Source organism: Pseudomonas sp. PDM13, assembly GCF_025685765.1.
GTDB classification, from domain to species: domain Bacteria; phylum Pseudomonadota; class Gammaproteobacteria; order Pseudomonadales; family Pseudomonadaceae; genus Metapseudomonas; species Metapseudomonas solani.
In genome coordinates, this window is the sequence record NZ_JAOTQU010000013.1 from 70,991 (window position 1) to 91,084 (window position 20,094).

Annotated in this window: 20 protein-coding genes and 2 pseudogenes; 11 read left to right on the forward strand and 11 right to left on the reverse strand. The window is 67.6% G+C overall.

Going from position 1 to position 20,094, the window contains the following annotated elements; genetic code table 11:
* Positions 1-45 precede the first annotated feature (45 nt).
* From OEJ36_RS15160 to OEJ36_RS15175, 4 genes and pseudogenes are all read right to left on the reverse strand, one after another.
* Complete coding sequence (locus OEJ36_RS15160; RefSeq protein ID WP_263402187.1) at positions 46-816, reverse strand: MetQ/NlpA family ABC transporter substrate-binding protein; 771 nt, start codon at positions 814-816, stop codon at positions 46-48.
* A 95-nt stretch (positions 817-911) separates the two neighbouring features.
* Positions 912-1,577, reverse strand: a complete 666-nt coding sequence (locus OEJ36_RS15165) for a methionine ABC transporter permease (RefSeq protein WP_111264397.1) — start codon at positions 1,575-1,577, stop codon at positions 912-914.
* A pseudogene (locus OEJ36_RS15170) lies at positions 1,574-2,946 on the reverse strand (LLM class flavin-dependent oxidoreductase). Before OEJ36_RS15170 ends, OEJ36_RS15165 begins: the two are co-directional and overlap by 4 nt.
* Positions 2,947-2,956: 10 nt before the next feature.
* Complete coding sequence (locus tag OEJ36_RS15175) at positions 2,957-4,180, reverse strand: SfnB family sulfur acquisition oxidoreductase (RefSeq protein WP_263402188.1); 1,224 nt, start codon at positions 4,178-4,180, stop codon at positions 2,957-2,959.
* 768 nt (positions 4,181-4,948) lie between these two features.
* Here OEJ36_RS15175 and OEJ36_RS15180 point away from each other — a divergent pair.
* The 6 genes from OEJ36_RS15180 (at position 4,949) to OEJ36_RS15205 (ending at position 10,112) form a co-directional block, all read left to right on the forward strand.
* A complete protein-coding gene (locus tag OEJ36_RS15180) occupies positions 4,949-6,292 on the forward strand; it encodes an MFS transporter (protein ID WP_263402189.1) in 1,344 nt (447 codons plus the stop codon).
* Between the two features lies 1 nt (position 6,293).
* Complete coding sequence (locus OEJ36_RS15185; protein WP_263402190.1) at positions 6,294-7,061, forward strand: ABC transporter permease; 768 nt, start codon at positions 6,294-6,296, stop codon at positions 7,059-7,061.
* A 9-nt stretch (positions 7,062-7,070) separates the two neighbouring features.
* Positions 7,071-7,841 (forward strand): ABC transporter permease, encoded by a 771-nt coding sequence (locus tag OEJ36_RS15190; protein ID WP_263402191.1) that lies wholly within the window; start codon positions 7,071-7,073, stop codon positions 7,839-7,841.
* A gap of 16 nt (positions 7,842-7,857) precedes the next feature.
* Positions 7,858-8,679 (forward strand): ABC transporter ATP-binding protein, encoded by an 822-nt coding sequence (locus OEJ36_RS15195; RefSeq protein ID WP_263402192.1) that lies wholly within the window; start codon positions 7,858-7,860, stop codon positions 8,677-8,679.
* Positions 8,680-8,689: 10 nt separating this feature from the next.
* Positions 8,690-9,277 carry an NADPH-dependent FMN reductase gene (gene ssuE, locus OEJ36_RS15200; protein ID WP_263402193.1) on the forward strand — a complete coding sequence of 196 codons (588 nt, stop codon included), beginning with the start codon at positions 8,690-8,692 and terminating at the stop codon, positions 9,275-9,277.
* A 310-nt stretch (positions 9,278-9,587) separates the two neighbouring features.
* Complete coding sequence (locus OEJ36_RS15205) at positions 9,588-10,112, forward strand: hypothetical protein (RefSeq protein WP_263402194.1); 525 nt, start codon at positions 9,588-9,590, stop codon at positions 10,110-10,112.
* 273 nt (positions 10,113-10,385) lie between these two features.
* Here the strand turns inward: OEJ36_RS15205 and OEJ36_RS15210 are convergent, their stop codons facing one another.
* The 3 genes from OEJ36_RS15210 to OEJ36_RS15220 form a co-directional block, all read right to left on the reverse strand.
* Complete coding sequence (locus tag OEJ36_RS15210) at positions 10,386-11,030, reverse strand: helix-turn-helix domain-containing protein (protein ID WP_263402195.1); 645 nt, start codon at positions 11,028-11,030, stop codon at positions 10,386-10,388.
* Positions 11,031-11,033: 3 nt separating this feature from the next.
* Positions 11,034-11,195, reverse strand: coding sequence for a hypothetical protein (locus OEJ36_RS15215; RefSeq protein WP_263402196.1), 162 nt, complete (start codon positions 11,193-11,195; stop codon positions 11,034-11,036).
* Positions 11,196-11,318: 123 nt separating this feature from the next.
* Positions 11,319-12,200, reverse strand: a complete 882-nt coding sequence (locus tag OEJ36_RS15220) for a LysR substrate-binding domain-containing protein (protein ID WP_263402197.1) — start codon at positions 12,198-12,200, stop codon at positions 11,319-11,321.
* Positions 12,201-12,287: 87 nt separating this feature from the next.
* Here OEJ36_RS15220 and OEJ36_RS15225 point away from each other — a divergent pair, with 87 nt between their 5' ends.
* Positions 12,288-12,992, forward strand: a complete 705-nt coding sequence (locus OEJ36_RS15225; RefSeq protein ID WP_263402198.1) for a CTP synthase — start codon at positions 12,288-12,290, stop codon at positions 12,990-12,992.
* Entirely contained in the window at positions 12,989-13,348 is a 360-nt protein-coding gene (locus OEJ36_RS15230) for an antibiotic biosynthesis monooxygenase family protein (RefSeq protein ID WP_263402199.1), read from the forward strand. The genes OEJ36_RS15225 and OEJ36_RS15230 overlap by 4 nt, the downstream gene beginning before the upstream one ends.
* On the opposite strand, the gene OEJ36_RS15235 is transcribed toward OEJ36_RS15230, so the two are convergent.
* The 4 genes and pseudogenes from OEJ36_RS15235 to OEJ36_RS15245 form a co-directional block, all read right to left on the reverse strand.
* Positions 13,315-13,944, reverse strand: a complete 630-nt coding sequence (locus OEJ36_RS15235; RefSeq protein ID WP_263402200.1) for a tRNA-uridine aminocarboxypropyltransferase — start codon at positions 13,942-13,944, stop codon at positions 13,315-13,317. The genes OEJ36_RS15230 and OEJ36_RS15235 overlap by 34 nt on opposite strands.
* A 220-nt stretch (positions 13,945-14,164) precedes the next feature.
* Positions 14,165-15,196 carry a methyl-accepting chemotaxis protein gene (locus tag OEJ36_RS15240; protein ID WP_411861015.1) on the reverse strand — a complete coding sequence of 344 codons (1,032 nt, stop codon included), beginning with the start codon at positions 15,194-15,196 and terminating at the stop codon, positions 14,165-14,167.
* A 240-nt stretch (positions 15,197-15,436) separates the two neighbouring features.
* A pseudogene (locus tag OEJ36_RS30665) lies at positions 15,437-15,730 on the reverse strand (PAS domain-containing protein); the annotation flags it as partial.
* 157 nt (positions 15,731-15,887) lie between these two features.
* Positions 15,888-16,781, reverse strand: a complete 894-nt coding sequence (locus OEJ36_RS15245) for a LysR family transcriptional regulator (RefSeq protein WP_263402202.1) — start codon at positions 16,779-16,781, stop codon at positions 15,888-15,890.
* Positions 16,782-17,069: 288 nt separating this feature from the next.
* Here OEJ36_RS15245 and speB point away from each other — a divergent pair, with 288 nt between their 5' ends.
* From speB to OEJ36_RS15260, 3 genes are read left to right on the forward strand one after another with little or no spacing between them, the layout of a single operon-like run.
* Positions 17,070-18,029: an agmatinase gene (gene speB / locus OEJ36_RS15250; RefSeq protein WP_021222817.1), complete on the forward strand. Its 960-nt coding sequence runs from the start codon at positions 17,070-17,072 to the stop codon at positions 18,027-18,029.
* 2 nt (positions 18,030-18,031) lie between these two features.
* Complete coding sequence (locus OEJ36_RS15255) at positions 18,032-18,439, forward strand: YybH family protein (protein WP_111263542.1); 408 nt, start codon at positions 18,032-18,034, stop codon at positions 18,437-18,439.
* Positions 18,440-18,463: 24 nt separating this feature from the next.
* Entirely contained in the window at positions 18,464-19,978 is a 1,515-nt protein-coding gene (locus OEJ36_RS15260) for a purine-cytosine permease family protein (RefSeq protein ID WP_263402203.1), read from the forward strand.
* The last annotated feature ends 116 nt before the right edge of the window (positions 19,979-20,094 follow it).

Consider the following 20,094-nt stretch of genomic DNA (forward strand, 5'->3'; position numbering starts at 1 on the left):
CCCGCGCCGCTGGCCCCGAAGGGCCGGCTTCACGGGGCCGGTGAGTCAGAACGCCGGGGCGATCTGGCCCTTGTAGCGGGAGAGGATGAACTGGCGGACCTCCGGCGAGTTCAGCGCCTTGGCCAGCTTCTGCACGCCCGGGTCCTCGCGGTTGTCGGGACGGGCGACGAGGAATTCGGCGTAGAGGTCCTTGCCCTTCTCGACGATCAGCGCGCTGTTGGTGTCGATGCCGGCTTCCAGGGCGTAGTTGGCGAAGACGAAGGCGAGGTCCACCTGGCTCACCGAGCGGGCCAGCAGCGCGCCCTCGAGCTCGCGGATCTTCAGCTTCTTCGGGTTCTCGGCGATGTCGCGCTGGGTGGCCAGGGTGTTGCTCGGGTCCTTGAGCGTGATCAGCCCCGCCTCGTGCAGCAGCACCAGGGCGCGGCCGGTGTTGACCGGGTCGTTGGGGATGGCCACCGAGGCGCCGTCCTTCAGCTCGCCGAGCGTCTTGATCTTGGTGGAGTAGGCGCCGAAGGGTTCGATGTGGATGCCCACCACCGGCACCAGGTCGGTGTGGCGGCTCTTGTTGAATTCATCGAGGAACGGGCGGTACTGGTAGTAGTTGGCGTCGAGGTTCTTCTCCGCCAGCTGCACATTGGGCTGGATGAAGTCGGTGAACACCTTGATGTCCAGGTCGACCCCTTCCTTGGCCAGGGTGGGTTTGACGAATTCGAGGATTTCCGCGTGGGGCACGGGGGTGGCGCCCACCACCAGTTTTTCGCCCGCCTGGGCGGAGAAAGCGACGACGGCGGCCAGTACGGCGATAGCCTTTTTCATGGGTGTTGCTCCTGGGGCAATGTGGGGTTGGCCGTCGTGGGGCGGACGTGGGGCCGTGTTCGGCAGCGGTGCCCGGCTGCCGGCGGGATAGGGATTCAACGGCGGCTGTAGCGCACCACCAGGCGGTCGCCGCTCATCTGCAGGGCCTGCACCAGCACCACCAGCAGGGCCACGGTGACCACCATCACGTCGGTCTGGAAACGCTGGTAGCCGAAGCGGATGGCCAGGTCGCCGAGGCCACCGCCACCGATCACCCCGGCCATGGCGGTGTAATCCACCAGCACGATGGCGGTGACGGTGACGGCGGCGATCAGCCCGGTGCGGGCCTCGGGCAGCAGGGTGTGCCAGATGATCTGCCAGGTGCTGGCGCCCATGGACTGGGTGGCCTCCACCAGGCCGCGGTCGACTTCGCGCAGGGCGGTTTCCACCAGGCGCCCGAAGAACGGCGTGCAACCGGCCACCAGCGGCGGAATGGCCCCGGCGACGCCGAGGGAGGTGCCGGTGAGCAGCGTGGTCAGCGGGATCATCACGATCAGCAGGATGATGAAGGGCAGCGAACGCAGCATGTTCACCAGGGCCGAGGCGAGGCGGTAGAAGCCGGGCTTCTCGTGCAGCTGCTTCTTGCCGGTGAGGTACAGCAGCACGCCCAGGGGCAGGCCCAGCAGCACGGTGAAGCCGAGGGCCAGGGCGAGCATGGTCAGGGTGTCGATGCAGGCCTGGCCGATCTCCACCCAGTCGAGGTTGGCGAGCAGTTCGTTCATGCCCCGCCCCTTCTGCGCAGGCGCGCCGCCGGGTGCGGTTCGGCGAGGCGGTCACCCTGGCCGAACAGCTTGTGGCGCAGGCTGCCGGTTTCGTACTCGCGCTTGACAGGCCGCGCGCCTGCAGCTCGGGCACCAGCAGGTCGACGATGTCGACGAAGGTTTCCGGCGCCACGATGCTGGAGAGGTTGAAGCCGTCGACGTCGGTTTCCTCGACCCAGGCCTGGAGCTCGTCGGCGACCCGTTGCGGCGAGCCCACCAGCAGCGGGCCGTCGCCGCCCAGGGCGCAGTAGTCGGCGATCTCGGCGGTGGTCCAGGTGCGGCTCGGGTCGGCGGCGGTGAAGGCGTCCACCGCCGACTGGATGGCGTTGCTCTCGACCTGGCGTAGCACCTGGTCCGGCGCGTACTGGCCGAAGTCGATGCCGGTCCAGCCGGACATCAGGGTCAGCGCGCCGTCGTGGCTGGCGTACTCGCGGTATTCGCGCAGCTTGGCCTGGGCCTCGGCGTCGGTGGGCGCGACGATCACCGTGAGCTGGTTGAACACCAGCAGGTCGCTGCCCTTGCGGCCGTTGGCCTCGGCCTGGCGGCGCAGGTCGGCGACCTGGTTGCGGAGGATGTGGCGGGTGGGCGCGGCGACGAACACGCACTCGGCGTTGCCGGCGGCGAAGGCCTTGCCACGGCTGGAGGCGCCGGCCTGGTAGAGCACCGGGGTGCGCTGCGGCGAGGGTTCGCTGAGGTGGAAACCGGGCACCTCGAAGTGCTCGCCCTTGTGGGCGATGGGGTGCACCTTGGCCGGGTCGGCATAGACGCCGCGCTCGGCATCGGCGACCACCGCGTCATCTTCCCAGCTGGCTTCCCAGAGCTTGTAGCAGACCTCCAGGTACTCGGCGGCCAGGGCGTAGCGCTGCGCGTGGTCGAGCTGCTGCTTGAGGCCGATGTTGCGTGCGCCGCTCTCCAGGTAGGAGGTGACGATGTTCCAGCCGGCGCGGCCGCGGGTCAGGTGATCCAGGGTGCTCATGCGCCGGGCGAAGGGGTACGGGTGCTCGAAGGACACCGAGGCGGTGACGCCGAAACCCAGGTGCTCGGTGGCTGCGGCCATGGCCGGCACCAGTTGCAGCGGGTCGTTGGCCGGCACCTGGGCGGCGTGCGTCAGGGCGTGCTCGGGGCCACCGTGGTAGACGTCGTAGACGCCCAGCACGTCGGCGATGAACAGGCCGTCGATCTTGCCGCGCTCCAGGGTGCGCGCCAGCTCGATCCAGTAGTGGATGTCGGTGTAGCGCCGCGCCTGGTCGCGCGGGTGGCGCCAGAGCCCCGGGGACAGGTGGCCGACGGTGTTCATGGCGAAGGCGTTGAGGCGGATCTGCTTGCTCATGGCGCGCGCCTCAGGACCAGTCGTGACGCGGCGGCTTGACGCCGTTGAGCAGCCAGTTGCCGACGATGTGGTACTTCCAGCGCACTGGGTCGTGCAGGGTGTGCACCCGGGCGTTGCGCCAGTGGCGGTCGTGGTTGTGCTGCTGCAGGGTGGAACGGGTGCCACCCAGCTCGAACAGGCGGTTGGCGGCCTCGATGGCGATCTCGGTGGTCAGCACCTTGGCCTTGGCCACGGCGATGGAGGCCAGGGCGACGTTGTCTTCGTCCGGCGCCGGGCGCGCGGCGTCCATCACCTTGCCGGCGCGTTCCAGCAGGGCTTCGGCGGCCTCCAGGCGGATGCCCAGGTTGCCGATCTGGATGAGGGTGAGCGGGTCTTCGCTGGCCTTGTCCACCCCGGCGTCGATCCAGGGGCGCGCGTGCTCGCGGACGAAGCTCAGGGTGTCGCGCAGGGCGGCGCGGGCGATGCCGGCGTCGATGGCAGCGGTGGTGATCTGGGCGAAGGGCCCGGCCAGGGTCGGGCTCTCGTAGGAGCGGTAGGTGGGGAACAGGTGTTCGGCCGGCACCCGCAGGTTCTGCGCCAGCACCGTGCCGCTGGAGGTGTTGCGCTGGCCGATGCTGGACCAGTCGTCCACCACCACCAGCCCCTCGCTGCCGCGCTGGACGAAGGCCAGCTGGCCCTTTTCCTCTTCGTCCACGGCCAGCACCGCCAGCCAGTGGGCGTAGAGCGAGCCGGTGCAGTAGCCCTTGCGGCCGTTGATCACATGGGCGTCGCCGTCGCGGCGGATGCGCGTCTGGATGTCCTGCACGTTCTTGCCGCCGGTTTCCGACAGGGCATTGGCGAAGCGGTTGCCCTTCAGCACCAGGCCGAAGAACACGCGCTTCTGCTCATAGGTGCCCTGCAGGCGGATGTCTTCCAGCAGGCAGTAGTGGTTCTGCGGAATCTGCCCGAGGGAGGCGTCGGCGGCGGAGATGATGGCGATCACCTCGGCCAGGGTCGCGTAGCTCACCTCGGCGCCACCGAACACCTTGGGCACGGTGATACCCCAGAGGCCGCTGTTGGAGAACACATCCACCACCTCCGGCGGCACCTCGCGGGTGCGGTCGCGCTCGGCATCGCCCTCCAGCAGGAAGGCCGCCACGCGATGGGCGACCTCGATGGCCTCGGCATCGCTGCGGATGATGTGGGCGTCCGGAATGCCCAGGGCATAGGGGGCGGAAATGACGTCTTGGGACATGGCTCTCTGCTCGTGCTGTTGGATCGCGAACACCCGCGACCTTGCTTGCAAAGAGACAAAGCACAAGCCGTGCCTGATTTTTATTTCCTTTAAATTCAATCAGATAGAGTTTTTGTCCAACACTTCATGGCTGCTGGAGCAGGCAATCTGTTGGTCAGGTGTTGCTGGAGCAACAGTTGATGAGCGAGGGCCTCACCGTAGGATCGAGCGTTGCTTGCGAAGCTTTTGTGCGGGGGGTTGGTGGGCTGAAGCCCACCCTACATAAAAAGCCCTCCCATCCCGAGGCCTTGCGGTTGCCCCTGTAGGGTGGATGACGCTTTTTTCATCCACCAACGGAGCCCGGCATGACCCCGATTGGTGGACCGGTGAAGCGGGGTCCACCCTACACCGCCTGATGCATCGTGCCCGCACGGGCTACCCCGCCGGGTAGGGTGGATAACGCTCTTTTATCCACCAAGCGGACTCGCCCCGAGCACCAAGGCGTCGCCCATCGCTGTAGGAGCGAATTCATTCGCGATGGAGTGTCCAGCCAATCGGAGCCGAGAGCCGGCGGTAAGCCTTTCGCGAATGAATTCGCTCCCACACAGTTCCCCCCCATAAACCGCGCCGCGCACCGGAAAAAACACCCTGTCGCTGCACTGCTGCCCCAGCAACACCGCGCAAGCACCGGGCTGCTGGCCTTGCAGCACGGCATCCGCAATCGCGCCACCCATCAAAATAAATTCCTTTAAATTCAATAGGTTGAATTGAAATCAAAAAGCGGCACGCATGCTGCTATGTCACCTGGCCCATGCGGTCGATGCGCCTTGCGCTACCGACTGCCAGCTGTTCGCCCAGGATCCAACCCATGCTGCCGATACCCGTTCCACCCTCGCCCGTCACGGCGCCGTTCCCGCAATGCTGGGCGCGACCATGAGCCAGCGCCCGTCCGCCTTCCTGTTCAATTTCCTGCTGCTGGCCGCCTTCAGCGGCGCCACCATCGGCATGGCGAAGATCGTCACCACCCTCTATGCGCTGGAGCTGGGCGCCAACTCCATGCAGATCGGCGTGATCGCCGCCATGGAGTCCCTGGGGATGATCTTCGTCACCCTGCCCGCCGGCTTCGTCATCGCCCGCTTCGGCGCGCGGCGGGTGTACTTCCTCGCCAGCCTCGGGCCGATGCTGCTGAACCTGCTGATCCCGGTGTTCGCCAGTTGGTGGTGGCTGGCGCTGGCGCGGCTGCTGATCGGCCTGTGCATCCCCTTCCGCATCGTTTCGATGAACAGCGCCTTCCTCCGCCAGTTGCGCCATATCGGCCACGCCAAGGCCGGCTGGTACCGCGGCGCGCTGACCCTGGGCATGGGGCTGATCGGCCCGCTGCTGGGCAATGCCCTGAGCGGCACCGGCAGCTTCACCCTGGGCTTCGTGGTGATCGGCCTGTGCTTCGGCGCCATGGCCGCCTACAGCCTGGGCTTCTGGAACGAGGACGGCGGCGACGAGAGCGCCGCCAGCGCACCCGGTGGCGGGCTGCTGGACGAGGTGCGCGGCATGCTGGCCAACCCGGCGATCAGCGAAAGCTGCCTGATCGAGGCGGTCAGCGCCTCCACCGGTTCCCTCTACGGCACCTTCATCCTGTTGCTGGCCATGCAGGTGGCCGGGCTGACCCAAGGCCAGGCCGTGAGCCTGGTGATGATCCAGGGGCTGGCCTCGGTGCTCGCCCTGTTCGGCCTCGGCCGCCTGGTGCAGCTCGGCGGCCGCGCCTTCGCCTATGGCTCCAGCCTGCTGGCGGCGGTGGCGGCGCTGGTCCTGCTGGGGCTGGCCCACCACTACTGGCTACTGGCCCTGGGCGCGGTGCTGCTGAGCATCGCGGCGGCCCAGGTGCACCTGGTGAACATGGCACAGCTGGCCAGCCACGCCATGGACAAGAGCAAGATCTCCGGCCTGTTCAACCTCGCCACCATGCTCGGCGGCTTCGGCGGCGCCATGCTCGGCGGGCTGGTCAGCCACCTGGTGGGGCTCGGCAACCTGTTCCTCTGCTGGATTCCCCTGGTGCTGGCCACCGCCCTCGCCTGCTGGTTGCGCGCCCGGCGCCGCACGCCGGCCAACTCCCCCTCGCTGTTGAATGAGGCCTGACATGACCGCGACCCTGAAACGCCTGCCGGGTGCGCTCACCTGGCTGATCTCGCCCCTGGCGCTGCTCGCGCTCTGGGCCCTGGTGGCCAACGCCGGCCTGTTCCCGCGCCAGCTGCTGATCCCGCCGCTGCACGTGCTGCAGGCCTTCGAAGAACTGCTGCAGAGCGGCGAGCTGCAGGAGCACCTGGGCGGCAGCCTGTCGCGCCTGGGCCTGGGTTTCTGCTTCGGCGCCGTCGGCGGCCTGGCCTTCGGCGTGCTGATGGCGCTGTCGAAGCAGGTGGAGGCCTATTGCGGCCCGCTGTTCCACTGCCTGCGGCAGATCCCCAGCATCGCCCTGATCCCGATGTTCGTGCTGTTCTTCGGCATCGAGGAGACCTTCAAGATCGTCATCGTCGCCAAGGCGGCGTTCTTCCCCGTGGCCCTGGCCGCCAGCGAGGGGGTGAAGGCCATCCCACGCAGCTATTTCGAGGTGGCGGACGTGTACCGCCTGAGCTGGCCGACCCTGGTGCGCGAGGTGGCCTTCCCTGCCGCCGCGCCGCCGATCATCACCGGCCTGCGCATCAGCCTGACCCGCGCCTGGGTGGTGCTGGTGGCCGCCGAGCTGCTGGCGGCCGACAGCGGCCTGGGGCAGATGATCGAGATGGGCCGGCAGATGCTGCGCATCGACGTGGTGATGGTGGGCGTGCTGGTCACCGGGGTGATCGGCTTCAGCCTCGATTTCGTTTTCCGCCTGCTGGAACGCCGCCTGTTCCGCTGGCAGTCGCGCTAGGAGCCCGTCATGTCCCGAATCCTTTCATTGCTGCCGCGCCTGCGTGGCCTGGTGCTGCCGCTGCTGCTGGTGGCCGGCTGGGAAGCCCTGTCGCGCCAGGACGCCGCCAACGCCTACGCCTTCGTCCCGCTGAGCCGCATCGGCCAGGCGCTGGTCGAACTGCTGGGCAACGGCGAGCTGCTGGTCAACCTCTTCGCCAGCCTGGCGCGCACCAGCGGCGGGCTGCTGTTCGGCGTACTGTTCGGCCTGGGCCTGGGCGTGCTGATGGCGCTGTCGAAGGTGGCCGACCGGGTCATCGGCCCGCTGTTCCACTCCATCCGCCAGGTGCCGATGCTGGGCTGGATTCCGCTGATCGCCATGTGGTTCGGCAACGGCGAATTCTCCAAGGTGTTGATCGTCTCCCTGGCCGCCTTCTACCCGATGGTGCTGAACACCTATGAAGGCTTCACCCAGGTGGAGAAGCGCTACCGCGAGGTGGGCCGGGTCTTCGAGCTGGGCCCGTTGCAGCAGTTCCGCCATGTGCTGCTGCCGGCCGCCCTGCCGAGCATCGCCACCGGCCTGCTGCACGCCCTGGCCTTCGCCTGGGTGACGGCGGTGGGCAGCGAGCTGTTCCTCTCCTCCGGGGCCGGCCTGGGCAACCTGATGATGAGCGCCGAGGCTGGCTCGCGCATGGAAGTGATCGTCCTCGCGGTGCTCTGCATCGGCCTGCTCGGCTACCTGATGAACCTTACCTTTTCCCGCCTGGCGCGCTATCTGCTGCGCTGGCGCAACACCCGTTGAACGCAGGTTGATGACCATGACAGCAATCGCACAGCACGCCCCCACGGGGCAGCAACAGACCCTGCCCGGCGCCCTGGAGATCCGCGGCCTGAGCAAGCAGTACCGCATCGAGGGCCGCGACCTGCCGGTGCTCGAAGGCATCGACCTGAAGGTCGCCCCCGGCGAGTTCGTCAGCATCGTCGGCGCCAGCGGCTGCGGCAAATCCACCCTGCTGCGGCTGATCGTCGGCCTGGAGAACGATTACCAGGGCGAGATCCTCCTCGACGGCCAGCGCATCGCCGCCACCAGCCTGGAGCGCGGCATCGTGTTCCAGGACCACCGCCTGTTCCCCTGGATGACGGTGCGCGAGAACATCGCCCTGGCCCTGAAGAACCACCGCCTCAGCGCCGCCGAGAAGGAGCGCCTGGTGGCCGAGCACATCGCCCTGGTCAACCTGCAGGGCTTCGAGAACGCCTGGCCGCACCAGCTTTCCGGCGGCATGGCACAACGCGCGGCCATCGCCCGGGCGCTGGTGAACAAGCCGAAGATCCTGCTGCTGGACGAGCCCCTGGGCGCCCTCGACGCGCTGACCCGCGTGCACCTGCAGCGCGAGCTGCAGCGCATCTGGATCCAGCAGCGCAGCACCATGATCATGGTCACCCACGACGTGGAGGAAGCGCTTTACCTGGGCGACCGGGTGATCGTCCTCGACTCCCACCCGGGGCGCATCAAGCACGAGATCCGGGTCGACCTGCCGCACCCGCGCGACCGTGCTTCGCCGCTGCTGCAGAAGCTCAAGGAGGAGCTGCTCACCGAGCTGACCGGCCACGACACCCCCACCGCCGGCCAGGCGGCCTGAGGAGCGCAGCATGCGGATCGTCACCCTCGCCGGCAGCCCCGGCCTGCGCTCGCGCTCCGGCGTGATCCTCGCCCACGGCCAGCGCTGGCTGGTGGAGCATGGCGCCAGCGTGCGCCATTTCGGCATCCATGACTTCAAGGCCGAGGACCTGCTCCACGCGCGCTTCGACAGCCCGGACGTGCAGGCGCTGATCGAGGCGGTAGCGGCGGCAGACGCCCTGGTGATCGCCACGCCGGTGTACAAGGCGTCCTTCTCCGGCGCCCTGAAGACCCTGCTCGACCTGCTGCCGGAACGCGCCCTGTGCGACAAGCCGGTGCTGCCCATCGCCAGCGGCGGCAGCCTGGCCCATATGCTCGCGGTGGACTATGCGCTGAAGCCGGTGCTCTCCGCGCTCAAGGCGCAGCAGGTGCTGCACGGCATCTTCGCCATCGACGCCCAGGTCAGCTACGACGACCAGGGCGGCACCCTCGCCGACGACCTGCGCCAGCGCCTGGGGGACGGCCTGCAGCAGTTGCTGGAAATCCTCCAGCGTCGCCCCGCACGGCTGCAGCCGCACCAGCTGGGGGAGAGCCTGAAGGCGGCGCGCTGGGGCATCTGAAGCGCCCGGCGCCGCTTCGGCGCAAAAAAACCATGGCTGGTTAGATCGATTATTCACTTCAGTTCTTTGCATAGCACTGGAGTGAATATCCATAACGGCGATCCGGCCTTCCCCGCACCCCATCCATTCGCTGCAACAGACGGATGGACGCCCCTGCGTCGAAATTCCCTGCCATACCGTCATCGGCGCTGCCGGGACGGGCTCGATCGCTGCTCCGTGCACATCTTGTTGGCCCCGCCGCGCTGCCTAGAATCGGCCCCACGAAACCTTTCGACCCATCCGAACAATTCTGGCTTCAGGGAGTTTGAACATGATGAACGCGATGCAGATGCAGATGCCGATGAACGCCGGCATGAACATGAACGGCATGATGATGCCCATGGGCATGCCGATGATGATGGCCACCATGACGTGCAAGATGATGGACGATTGCATGGAATGCACCATGATGCCGGCCGCCGGCATGGACATGGCCATGTTCCGCAACAGCTGCGAAATGATGGCGATGATGATGGATTGCGGCATGCCGATGATGATGCACAGCGGCAACCTGTCGATGATGTGCATGTCCCCCGCCGGCATGGCGATGATGCCCATGATGGGCATGCCGCAAATGACCATGATGCCGATGATGGGCATGCCCATGCCGTCGATGAAATGCATGATGGAATGCACCATGCAGGGCAACGGCATGATGTGCAAGATGATGCCGATGCAGGGCATGAGCATGGACATGTTCAAGAACTGCTGCGCCCTGATGATGAAGATGATGGAGTGCGGCATGCCGATGATGATGAGCTGCAACGGCATGCCGATGATGTGCTGCACCTGCTGACACAGCGCCCATGAAAAAGCCCGGCCAGGGAAACCTGGGCCGGGCTTTTTTTCATCTCGCGCATGATGCCGGGGCGCTGCCATGAGCGGATCGTAGGATGGCGTAGAGCGCAGCGAAACCCATCACCGGCTTGCACCCGGCTCACAGGCTCACACACCCTGTAGGAGCGGCTTCAGCCGCGAAAGACCCGTCGCAGGCACAGGGCTGCGAATGGCCGGATATTCCATCGCGAATGAATTCGCTCCCACCAAGGCGACGCATGGCAGCGCCGATCTAATCCAGGCTTTCCGGGTAGGTCATCACCAGGTAGATCACCGCTTCGCTGTTGGCGGGGTTGCGGTAGCTGTGGGGCTGGTCGGCGTAGAAGAGGATGGAGTCGCCGGTGGAGAGCAGGTAGCGCTCGTCGTTGACGCTGACTTCCAGCACGCCCTGGGCGACCACCAGGTTTTCCTGGGTGCCGGGGGCATGGGGTTCGGCGTGCTCGGTGGTGAGGCCGGCCAGGCGCACTTCGTAGAATTCGGCCTGGCGCTTCACCTCGAAGGGAAACAGCGCGCGGCTGACGAAGCCTTCGCCGGCGCTGACCAGGCACTTGCTCTGCGCCGCCGGCAACACCGCGACGCCGGAGAAGGCGCGGTCGTCGAGGAAGGCGGCGACCGAGACCTTGAGCCCCTGGGCCACCTTGCACAGCACCTTGATGGAGGGAACGCTGCGCCCGGATTCGATCTGCGCCAGCATCGCCCGGCTCACGCCGGAGAGCCGCGCCAGGGCATCGAGGGAAAGCTGCCGCTTGCTGCGCAGGCGCAGCAGGTTATGGCCGACCCGCTGGCTAATCAGGTCGTCGTCACGGTTGCTGGCGTTGGCTTGGGCGAGTTCGAGGGCGGGGCTGTCGGTGGCGAGGAATGAGCTGGGTACGCTCATCGATCAGGCCTCCCGCGAGCGATCCAGCGAGCCGCTCTGCACGAGCTGGTAGGCCGCGTAGCCGGAACGCAGGGCGTACATGCTCCACATCAGCTCGGCCATCCGGCGCGCCTGGCGACGGGTGCGGTAGCTGGTGAGGTCGATGACGTCTGCGGTGCGGCTCATGGATGTCTCCTCGGGAGCGCTGGATTGACTCGATGGAGAGGAGACTATCACCGGGCTTTTTATACCTATAAATACTCAATTTTCATTTATTAATTACTTTCAGCGCTAAGTGACTTAGCCGCTTCAAACGCCGAGGCGGATGGCGCCGCCCAGCTCGTCGAACAGCGTCACCACCGAGCGCAGGGCGCGGCAGTCCGGGCGGGTCAGCAGCCACAGGGCGGTGTCGCAATCGGGCAGCTCGCCCTCCAGCGCCTGCAGCCCGTCGCCGATGAGGAAACGCGGCAGGGCCGCCACGCCGAGCCCGGCACGGGCCATTTCGGCGACCGAGAGCATGCTGTTGCAGCGGTAGGCCGGCACCAGCGCCGGGTAGCGCTGGCGGCGCCAGACCACGCTGGGGTGGTTGGGCAGGAATTCGTCCGGGGCGATCCAGGCCATGGCGGCCAGGTCGCTGGTGTCGCGCCCTTGCAGGTAGGCCGGGCTGGCGCACAGGCCGTAGGCGACCTGGCCCAGGCAGCGGCCGACCAGGTGCTGCGGCGGCGCGTTGGTCAGGCGCAGGGCGATGTCGGCGTCGCGGCGGCTGAGGTTGGCGAAGTCGTTGGAGGTGGCCAGCTCCAGGCGCAGCGCCGGGTAGTTGGGCATGAAGCGCGCCAGGGCCGGCAGCAGCAGGCCGTGCAACACCGAGTCGGTGCAGGTCAGGCGCACCGTGCCGTTGAGCACCTCGCGGCCTTGCTCCAGGGCCACCCTCGCCACCTCCAGGGCCTGCTCGGCCTGCTCCGCCTGCTGGGCCAGGAGCAGCGCGGTGCTGCCGGGCAGGTAGCCGGCGCGGCTCTTCTCGAACAGTTCCTCGCCCAGGGCCTTCTCCAGCTTGCGCACCGCGCGGAATACCGTGGAGACATCCACCTTGAGCAGTTCGGCGGCGCGCGCCAGGCTGCCGCCCCGGACCAGGGCGAGCACCAGGGCCAGGTCGCCGTGCTCCAGGCGATAGTGCGCAGCTGCAATGATCAATTGTGTTTTCGCCAATATTGAGTGCCGAAGCGCAACTATATAGTCCGCCTGCCACCGCGCATATCGCGCCGCAGACAAGGAACGGACATGGCCCGCCCTCGCACTTCCCGCATCCGCCTCGCCCTGATCGGCGACCAGGACCTTTCGATCACCGCCCACCAGGCCATTCCCGAAGCGCTGTCGCTGGCCGCATCGGCGCTGGATATCGGCCTGGCCCACCAGTGGCTGGCCACCGACCGCATCGACGCGGGCGCCCTCGCCCGCTTCGACGGCATCTGGTGCGTGCCGGGCAGCCCTTACCGCGACACCGAAGCAGCGCTGCGCGCCATCGGCCATGCGCGGATCAATGGCGTGCCCTTCCTCGGCACCTGCGGCGGCTTCCAGCATGCGTTGCTGGAGTACGCGCGCAACGTGCTGGGCTGGGCCGATGCCGAGCACGGCGAGAGCGCACCCGACGCCGCCCGCCAGGTGATCGCGCCGCTGGCCTGCTCGCTGGTGGAGGCCATCGATTCGGTGCGCCTGGAACCCGGCTCGCGCATCGCCCGGGCCTATGGTGCGGAGCTGGCCTTCGAGGGCTACCACTGCCGCTACGGGCTCAACCCGCAGTTCGCCACGGCGCTGCTGGGCGGACCGCTGAAAGCCAGCGCGCGGGATGCCAGCGGCGAGGTGCGTGCCGTAGAGCTGGAGGGCCATCCCTTCTTCGTCGCCACGCTGTTCCAGCCGGAACGTGCCGCCCTCGCCGGTCGCCTGCCCGCGCTGGTGGCGGCCTTCGTCGCGGCCTGCGCCCAATGAGCGGCGGCGACGGGCAGGCGTTCGCCCAGACGCCGGCGGCACCCTACTACGCGGTGATCTTCACCTCGCTGCGCACCGCCACGGACGACGGCTACGGCGACACGGCCGAGCGCATGGTGGAACTGGCGCGCGAGCAGCCGGGCTTCCTCGGCGTGGAGTCGGCGCGCGGGGCGGACGGGCTAGGCATCACGGTGTCCTACTGGGAGAGCGAGGCGGCGATCCACGCCTGGAAGCGCCAGGGCGAGCACAGCCTGGCGCGTGCCCGGGGCCGGGCGGATTGGTACAGCGCCTTCGAGGTGCGCATCGCCCGGGTGGAGCGCGCCTACGGCTTCTCCCGCACGGGGGAAGCGGCCTGAGGCTGGCCGTGGTTGCGCTGGAAGGTCTCCTCGCCCATGGCGGCGATCTGGCCTTCGATCAGTGCGTCGAAGGGCTTGAGCAAGGCATCGAAGCTGGCCGGTGCTTCCAGCAGGTCCAGCGCCTGGGCGATGGCCTCGAGGGTGGACAGCGCCCCCGGCGCCGGGGCCTTGCGCAGGCGGTAGCGGGAGACGCCGCCGGCCGGCAGCGTGACCCGGGGCAAGGCCGCCAGCGCAGGGTTGAGGTGCAACAGCTTGCGCGCCTTGCGCCAGGTGCCGTCCGGCACCACCAGCAGCACGGGGCGCCCAGCGGTGCCGTCCACTTCCGCCAGCGACACGGCCTCGTCCCCCGGGAACAGCAGCCGCGCGTCATGGCGCGGGTCGGCCAGCTCGGCCGCAAGCTCAGGGAAGTGCTCGCCCACTCGCAGCTCGGCATTCTCCAGACCCAGCGCCGCCAGCCGTGCGGTGTTCAGCGCATGCCCCACCTCGCTCGGGTGCTGCAGGACGAGCACGCGGGTACGGCTGGGCAGGCTGGGGATCAGCGGGCACAGGCAATGGCTGGCGGGGCGTTGGCAGCGGGGGCATTGAGGGCGGGACATGGGCGGGGATTTTGCCATGGAACCTGGGCGCGGCGCGGGGCATTTTCGCGAATGAATTCGCGCCCACGAGGGCGGCGGATGGGCTCGACCTTCGCGAGCAGAGCTCGCTCCTACGAGGTGACAACGCTGCGGAAGCGCCTGGGAGCGTAGCGGGAAAGTGGGGCATCCCTGCCCCTGGAGCCGCACCCTCCCGCGAGGCTCCGCCGCCCATGCTCGGTCGCTAGCGGTTGAAGCGTTCCGCCAGGCTGTGCAGGTACTCGGCCATGTGCTCGAGGTCCTGGCTGATCTGCGCGCCTTCCTGGGCCTGGCCGGCGCTGTGGTCGGAGAGCTGGGCGATGCGGGTGATCTGCCGGCTGATGTCTTCGGCCACGTGGCTTTGCTGTTCGGAGGCGGCAGCCATCTGCTGGCTCATGCCGGTGATGCGGGTCACCGCCTGGCTGATGCCGTCCAGGGCCTTGCCCACGGCTTCGACACTGCCGACGCTGTCGCGGGAAATCTCTTCGCCCCGGCTGGCGGTGGCCACCGCGCGGTCGGCGCCGGAGCGCAGGGAGGCGATGATCTGGTGGATCTGCTCGGTGGACTGGCGGGTGCGCGAGGCCAGCGAGCGCACCTCGTCGGCCACCACCGCGAAGCCCCGGCCCTGCTCACCGGCCCGGGCCGCCTCGATGGCGGCGTTGAGCGCCAGCAGGTTGGTCTGCTCGGCGATGGAGGTGATGACGTCGGCGACGCTGCCGATGGATTGGGTGGAGTTGGCCAGCTCGTTCACCGCCTGGCCGATCTCGCTCACCGCGCTGGCCATGTGCTGCATGGCGCTCAGGCTTTCCCCGGCCAGGCCGCGCCCCTGCTGCGCCAGGCGGTCGGCTTCCTCGGCCGCATGGGCGGTGTTCTGCACATTGTGCGAGACCTCCTGGATGGTCGCCGTCATCTGGTTGATGGCGGTGGCGGACTGGTCCGTCTCGCTGCGCTGCTGCTCCAGCAGCTCGGCGCTGGAGCGCGACAGCCGGGAGGAATCCGAGGCACGCAGCTTGACGTTGACGCCGGCGTCTTCCAGCCGCGTGAGCGCCGTCTGCAGGCGCGCCTCCTCGCTGATCATGGCCATGTCGAGCAGCGCCTGGGCGCCCTTGCTGCTGGAATAGGTGAGCGACACCAGCCCGCTGGTGAAGGCCTTGGGGTGCTCGGCCAGGGTGCGGCGGATGGTCTGCCGCTTGCTGTAGAGCTGGTAGGAGCCGAGGGCGAACATGGTCACCAGCATCAGCCCGATAAGCGCTGGGCCGCTGATGAGGAAGTGGCCGCAGAGGATGATCAGGGTGGCGAGGATCACCGGCCAGGAACGGACGATGTCGTAGGTCCAGGACTCGACCCAGGGCACCGGTGACTTGCCGGCCCGCAGGCGCGCATAGAGGGCGTCGGCGCGCTGCACCTGTTCGCGGGTGGGCAGCGAGCGTACGGATTCGTAGCCGGCCATCTGGCCGTTCTCGTAGATGGGCGTGACGTAGGCGCTGACCCAGTAGAAATCACCGTTCTTCGAGCGGTTCTTCACCAGGCCCATCCAGGGTTTGCCCTGCTTGAGGGTGTCCCACATGTGGCCGAAGACCACGGGCGGCATGTCGGGGTGGCGCACCAGGTTGTGGGGCTGGCCGATCAGCTCCTCGCGGGAGAAGCCGCTGATCTCGACGAAGGCGTCGTTGCAGTAGGTGATCTTGCTACTGAGATCGGTGGTGGAGATCAGGCGTTCGTTGGCCGGGAAGGTTCTTTCACGCTGGGTGACGGGTAGATTCTGGCGCATACGCAAATCCCTGGTGATTGGTACGTGTGTACTTCCTGACCCACAGAAATTAGGTCTAGCACAGGGTTGCGAGGCCGCCAGAGGCGTCAGCCATTATTTTGGCATCAAGGGCTGGAACACCTCCCATGCGTCAGGGAAACGCCAGCGAAGCGGCAGCTCAGTGCAGGTTCAACTGGGCCCGCAGGAGGTCGCGGAAGGTGACGATCAGCGGCTCGCGGGCGCGGCCCCGGCGCAGGATCATGGAGAACGGCGCCTGGTAGCCGAAGGTGGCGGGCAGCAACGCACGCAGGCGCTGCTGGTCGGCCCAGGGCTGGGCGTAGTGTTCGGGCAGGTAGCCGATGTAGGCGCCGGAGAGCACCAGGATCAGCTGCGCCTCCATGGACTCCACCGTCGCCGCGCTGTGCTTGAAGCCGTGGCGCGCCAGCTCCGCCTGGCTCCAGTAGCCGCGCCCGACCATGCGCTGCTGGGTGATCACCTCGGCGGGGATGCGCCGCTCGGTGAACAGCGGGTGGCGGTCGCTGCAGTAGAGCCAGTGCTGCTCGCGGTACAGCGGCTGGTAGACCAGGCCGTTCATCCGCGTGGAGAAGGCGCCGATGGCCAGGTCCAGGCGGTTGTCGAGCACGCCCAGTTGCAGGTCGTAGGGGCTCATCACCGAGAGGTGCAGGTGCACGGCGGCGTGTTCCTGGCTGTAGGCACCGATGACTTCGGCCAGGGGCAGGGCCGGGTCGCTGACGGTGGAGTCGAGCACACCCAGGTTGAGGGTGCCGCGCAGCTCGCCCTTGAGGGAGGCGGAATAGCGCTCGAAGCCCTCCAGCTCGCCCAGCAGGCGCAGGGTCTCCTGGTAGAACAGCTCGCCCTTGCTGGTCAGGCTGAAGCCGCCCCGGCCGCGGTGGCAGAGGGTCAGCCCCAGGTGCCCTTCCAGCTGGCTCATGTAGGTGCTGATGGCCGAGGTGGAGAGGTTCAGCTCCTGCTGCGCAGCGGCGAAGCCCTGGTTGCGCACCACGGTGGCGAAGATGCGCAGGAGCTTGATATCGGGGAGGGCGTTGGACATGGAAACTCCATGGGATTCGAAAGGCAGCACAAATCTGTAGGGGCGAATTCATTCGCCATGCAGGCCACCGGCCTGCCCTCCACAAGCCCCGACTGGGGCCGCTTCGCGACCCTTGGCGAATGAATTCGCCCCTACAGGGAGCTTCCAGCTGCGACAGATCGGCGCAGTCTACCCGCTGCGGATAGTTTAGAAATACCTGAAGTGATTATTTGCCCGTGGGGATTCTTCCCGCGTCGCCAGGTCACCAGAATCGGCCCACGACAACCACAACAAACGTGAGGCCACCCCGTGGACAAGAAACTCCACCAGCCCCTGGGCGGCAATGAAATGCCCCGTTTCGGCGGCATCGCCACCATGCTTCGCCTGCCCCATATCCAGACCCCTGCCGAGCTCGACGCCCTGGACGCCGCCTTCGTCGGCGTGCCCCTGGACATCGGCACCTCCCTGCGCTCCGGCACCCGCTTCGGCCCCCGCGAGATCCGCGCCGAATCGGTGATGATCCGCCCCTACAACATGGCCACCGGCGCCGCGCCCTTCGATTCGCTGAACGTGGCCGACATCGGCGACGTCGCCATCAACACCTTCAACCTGCTCGACGCCGTGCGCATCATCGAGGAGGAGTACGACCGCATCCTCGGCCACGGCATCCTGCCGCTGACCCTGGGCGGCGACCACACCATCACCCTACCCATCCTCCGTGCCATCAAGAAGAAGCACGGCAAGGTAGGCCTGGTGCACATCGATGCCCACGCCGACGTCAACGACCACATGTTCGGCGAGAAGATCGCCCACGGCACCACCTTCCGCCGCGCGGTGGAAGAGGACCTGCTGGATTGCGACCGCGTGGTGCAGATCGGCCTGCGCGCCCAGGGCTACACCGCCGAGGACTTCAACTGGAGCCGCAAGCAGGGCTTCCGCGTGGTCCAGGCCGAGGAGTGCTGGCACAAGTCGCTGGCCCCGCTGATGGCCGAAGTACGCGAGAAGGTCGGCGGCGGCCCGGTGTACCTGTCGTTCGACATCGACGGCATCGACCCGGCCTGGGCGCCCGGCACCGGCACCCCGGAAATCGGCGGCCTGACCACCATCCAGGCGATCGAGATCATCCGTGGCTGCCAGGGCCTGGACATCATCGGCTGCGACCTGGTCGAGGTCTCCCCGCCCTACGACACCACCGGCAACACCTCGCTGCTGGGCGCCAACCTGCTGTACGAGATGCTCTGCATCCTCCCCGGCGTGGAGCACCGTTGAGCATGGACCGCCACGCCCAGGTCATGGAGGCCGCCAGGGAACTGGTGGCCGCCTTCGCCCGCAACGACACCGAGGCCTATTTCGCTGCCTTCAGCGAAGACGCCAGCTTCCTGTTCCACACCACCCCCGGTGTGCTGCAGGGCCGCGCGGCCTACCGCGAACTCTGGGACGCCTGGCAGCGCGAGGGTTTTCGCGTGCTGGGCTGCGAATCGCGCAATCCGCTGCTGAGCCTGCAGGGCGAGGTGGCGATCTTCATGCACGACGTGGTCACCCGCCTGCGTGTGGGCGGTGAAGCGATCACGAGCCTGGAACGGGAGACCATCGTCTTCCGCCAACAACAAGAACAGGGCCGTTGGCTGGCCTGTCACGAGCACTTGTCGGCAATGCCGGAGCACCTGCCCCAAACCTGATGAGGCTCCCCCGGGAGAACAACGATGCATAACAACAATAATGAGCAAAGCCTGACCCGAATCGAGACATTCGGTGTCGAGCAGATCCCCGATCACGAACGCAACGCCAAGCCAGTCGACCTGTTCCGCATGATCTTCGGCGGCGCCAACACCTTCGCCACCGCCGTGCTGGGCAGCTTCCCGGTGCTGTTCGGCCTGTCTTTCGAGGCGGGCGTGTGGGCCATCCTCCTGGGCGTGGTGGTGGGCTCGCTGATCCTCGCGCCGATGGGCCTGTTCGGCCCGCTCAACGGCACCAACAACGCGGTCTCCTCGGGCGCCCACTTCGGCGTGCACGGGCGGATCGTCGGTTCCTTCCTCTCGCTGCTTACCGCCATCGCCTTCTTCTCCCTCTCGGTGTGGAGCTCGGGCGACGCGCTGATCGGCGGTGCCAAGCGCCTGATGGGTCTGCCGGAAACCGACCTGACCCTGGGCCTGGCCTACGGCCTGTTCGCGGTGCTGGTGCTGACGGTGTGCATCTACGGCTTCCGCTTCCTGCTGTGGGTCAACAAGGTGGCGGTGTGGAGCGCCAGCGCGCTGTTCCTGCTGGGCATCTTCGCCTTCGCCGGCCCCTTCGACGCCAGCTACGCGGGCTCGGTGCAGGTGGGCAGCGAGGGCTTCTTGGCCGCCTTCATCGGCGCCGCCCTGCTGGCCATGAGCAACCCGGTGTCCTTCGGCGCCTTCCTCGGTGACTGGGCGCGCTACATCCCCCGCGAGGCGAGCAAGGGCCGCATCATGCTGGCGGTGATCGGTGCGCAGCTGGCGACCCTGATCCCCTTCTTCTTCGGCCTGGTGACCGCCACCATCGTCGCCGTGCAGGCGCCGGACTACATCGCGCAGAACAACTACGTCGGTGGCCTGCTGGCCGTCTCGCCGGCCTGGTTCTTCCTGCCGGTGTGCCTGATCGCAGTGATCGGCGGCATGTCCACCGGCACCACTTCGCTCTATGGCACCGGCCTGGACATGTCCTCGGTGTTCCCGCGCCTGCTCAACCGCGTGCAGGCCACGGTGATGATCGGGCTGATGTCCATCGCCTTCATCTTCATCGGCCGCTTCGCCTTCAACCTGGTGCAGAGCGTGTCCACCTTCGCCGTGCTGATCATCACCTGCACCAGCCCCTGGATGGTGATCATGATCCTCGGCCTGGTGATCCGCCGTGGCTTCTACTGCCCGGACGACCTGCAGGTGTTCACCCGCGGCGAGACCGGCGGCCGCTACTGGTTCCACAACGGCTGGAACTGGCGCGGCATGGGGGCCTGGGTTCCCAGCGCGCTGGTGGGCCTGTGCTTCGTCAACCTGCCGGGGCAGTTCGTCGGCCCGCTGGGCGAGCTGGCCGGCGGCATCGACATCAGCCTGCCGGTGACCCTGGGCATGGCCGCCCTGCTCTACCTGGCGCTGCTCAACCTGTTCCCCGAGCCCGCCGAGGTGTACGGCCCAAAGGGCCCGCGCTGGGTACGCGTAAAGCACGCACCCAGCGGCCTGGGCAACGCTGAAATCGCCTGATCCGCATCCCGTGCAGCGGTGGCCGGAGCCCGGCCGCCGGTGACCCGTCCAACCCGGGGCTACCGCCCCGGTGCTGCACCCGCCACATGCTACGCCAGGCCTGACCCGCCTGAACT

Excerpts from the sequence above, each read along its gene's own strand:
- OEJ36_RS15230 (WP_263402199.1), top strand. The coding sequence starts at position 12,989 with ATGAGCGGCGGCGACGGGCAGGCGTTCGCCCAGACGCCGGCGGCACCC.
- OEJ36_RS15195 (WP_263402192.1), top strand. The coding sequence starts at position 7,858 with ATGACAGCAATCGCACAGCACGCCCCCACGGGGCAGCAACAGACCCTG.
- OEJ36_RS15235 (WP_263402200.1), bottom strand. The coding sequence starts at position 13,944 with ATGTCCCGCCCTCAATGCCCCCGCTGCCAACGCCCCGCCAGCCATTGC.
- OEJ36_RS15210 (WP_263402195.1), bottom strand. The coding sequence starts at position 11,030 with ATGAGCGTACCCAGCTCATTCCTCGCCACCGACAGCCCCGCCCTCGAA.
- OEJ36_RS15185 (WP_263402190.1), top strand. The coding sequence starts at position 6,294 with ATGACCGCGACCCTGAAACGCCTGCCGGGTGCGCTCACCTGGCTGATC.
- ssuE (WP_263402193.1), top strand. The coding sequence starts at position 8,690 with ATGCGGATCGTCACCCTCGCCGGCAGCCCCGGCCTGCGCTCGCGCTCC.
- OEJ36_RS15255 (WP_111263542.1), top strand. The coding sequence starts at position 18,032 with ATGGACCGCCACGCCCAGGTCATGGAGGCCGCCAGGGAACTGGTGGCC.
- OEJ36_RS15240 (WP_411861015.1), bottom strand. The coding sequence starts at position 15,196 with ATGCTGGTGACCATGTTCGCCCTCGGCTCCTACCAGCTCTACAGCAAG.
- OEJ36_RS15160 (WP_263402187.1), bottom strand. The coding sequence starts at position 816 with ATGAAAAAGGCTATCGCCGTACTGGCCGCCGTCGTCGCTTTCTCCGCC.
- OEJ36_RS15225 (WP_263402198.1), top strand. The coding sequence starts at position 12,288 with ATGGCCCGCCCTCGCACTTCCCGCATCCGCCTCGCCCTGATCGGCGAC.
- OEJ36_RS15165 (WP_111264397.1), bottom strand. The coding sequence starts at position 1,577 with ATGAACGAACTGCTCGCCAACCTCGACTGGGTGGAGATCGGCCAGGCC.
- OEJ36_RS15190 (WP_263402191.1), top strand. The coding sequence starts at position 7,071 with ATGTCCCGAATCCTTTCATTGCTGCCGCGCCTGCGTGGCCTGGTGCTG.
- OEJ36_RS15175 (WP_263402188.1), bottom strand. The coding sequence starts at position 4,180 with ATGTCCCAAGACGTCATTTCCGCCCCCTATGCCCTGGGCATTCCGGAC.
- OEJ36_RS15205 (WP_263402194.1), top strand. The coding sequence starts at position 9,588 with ATGATGAACGCGATGCAGATGCAGATGCCGATGAACGCCGGCATGAAC.
- OEJ36_RS15215 (WP_263402196.1), bottom strand. The coding sequence starts at position 11,195 with ATGAGCCGCACCGCAGACGTCATCGACCTCACCAGCTACCGCACCCGT.
- OEJ36_RS15245 (WP_263402202.1), bottom strand. The coding sequence starts at position 16,781 with ATGTCCAACGCCCTCCCCGATATCAAGCTCCTGCGCATCTTCGCCACC.
- OEJ36_RS15260 (WP_263402203.1), top strand. The coding sequence starts at position 18,464 with ATGCATAACAACAATAATGAGCAAAGCCTGACCCGAATCGAGACATTC.
- OEJ36_RS15180 (WP_263402189.1), top strand. The coding sequence starts at position 4,949 with ATGCTGCTATGTCACCTGGCCCATGCGGTCGATGCGCCTTGCGCTACC.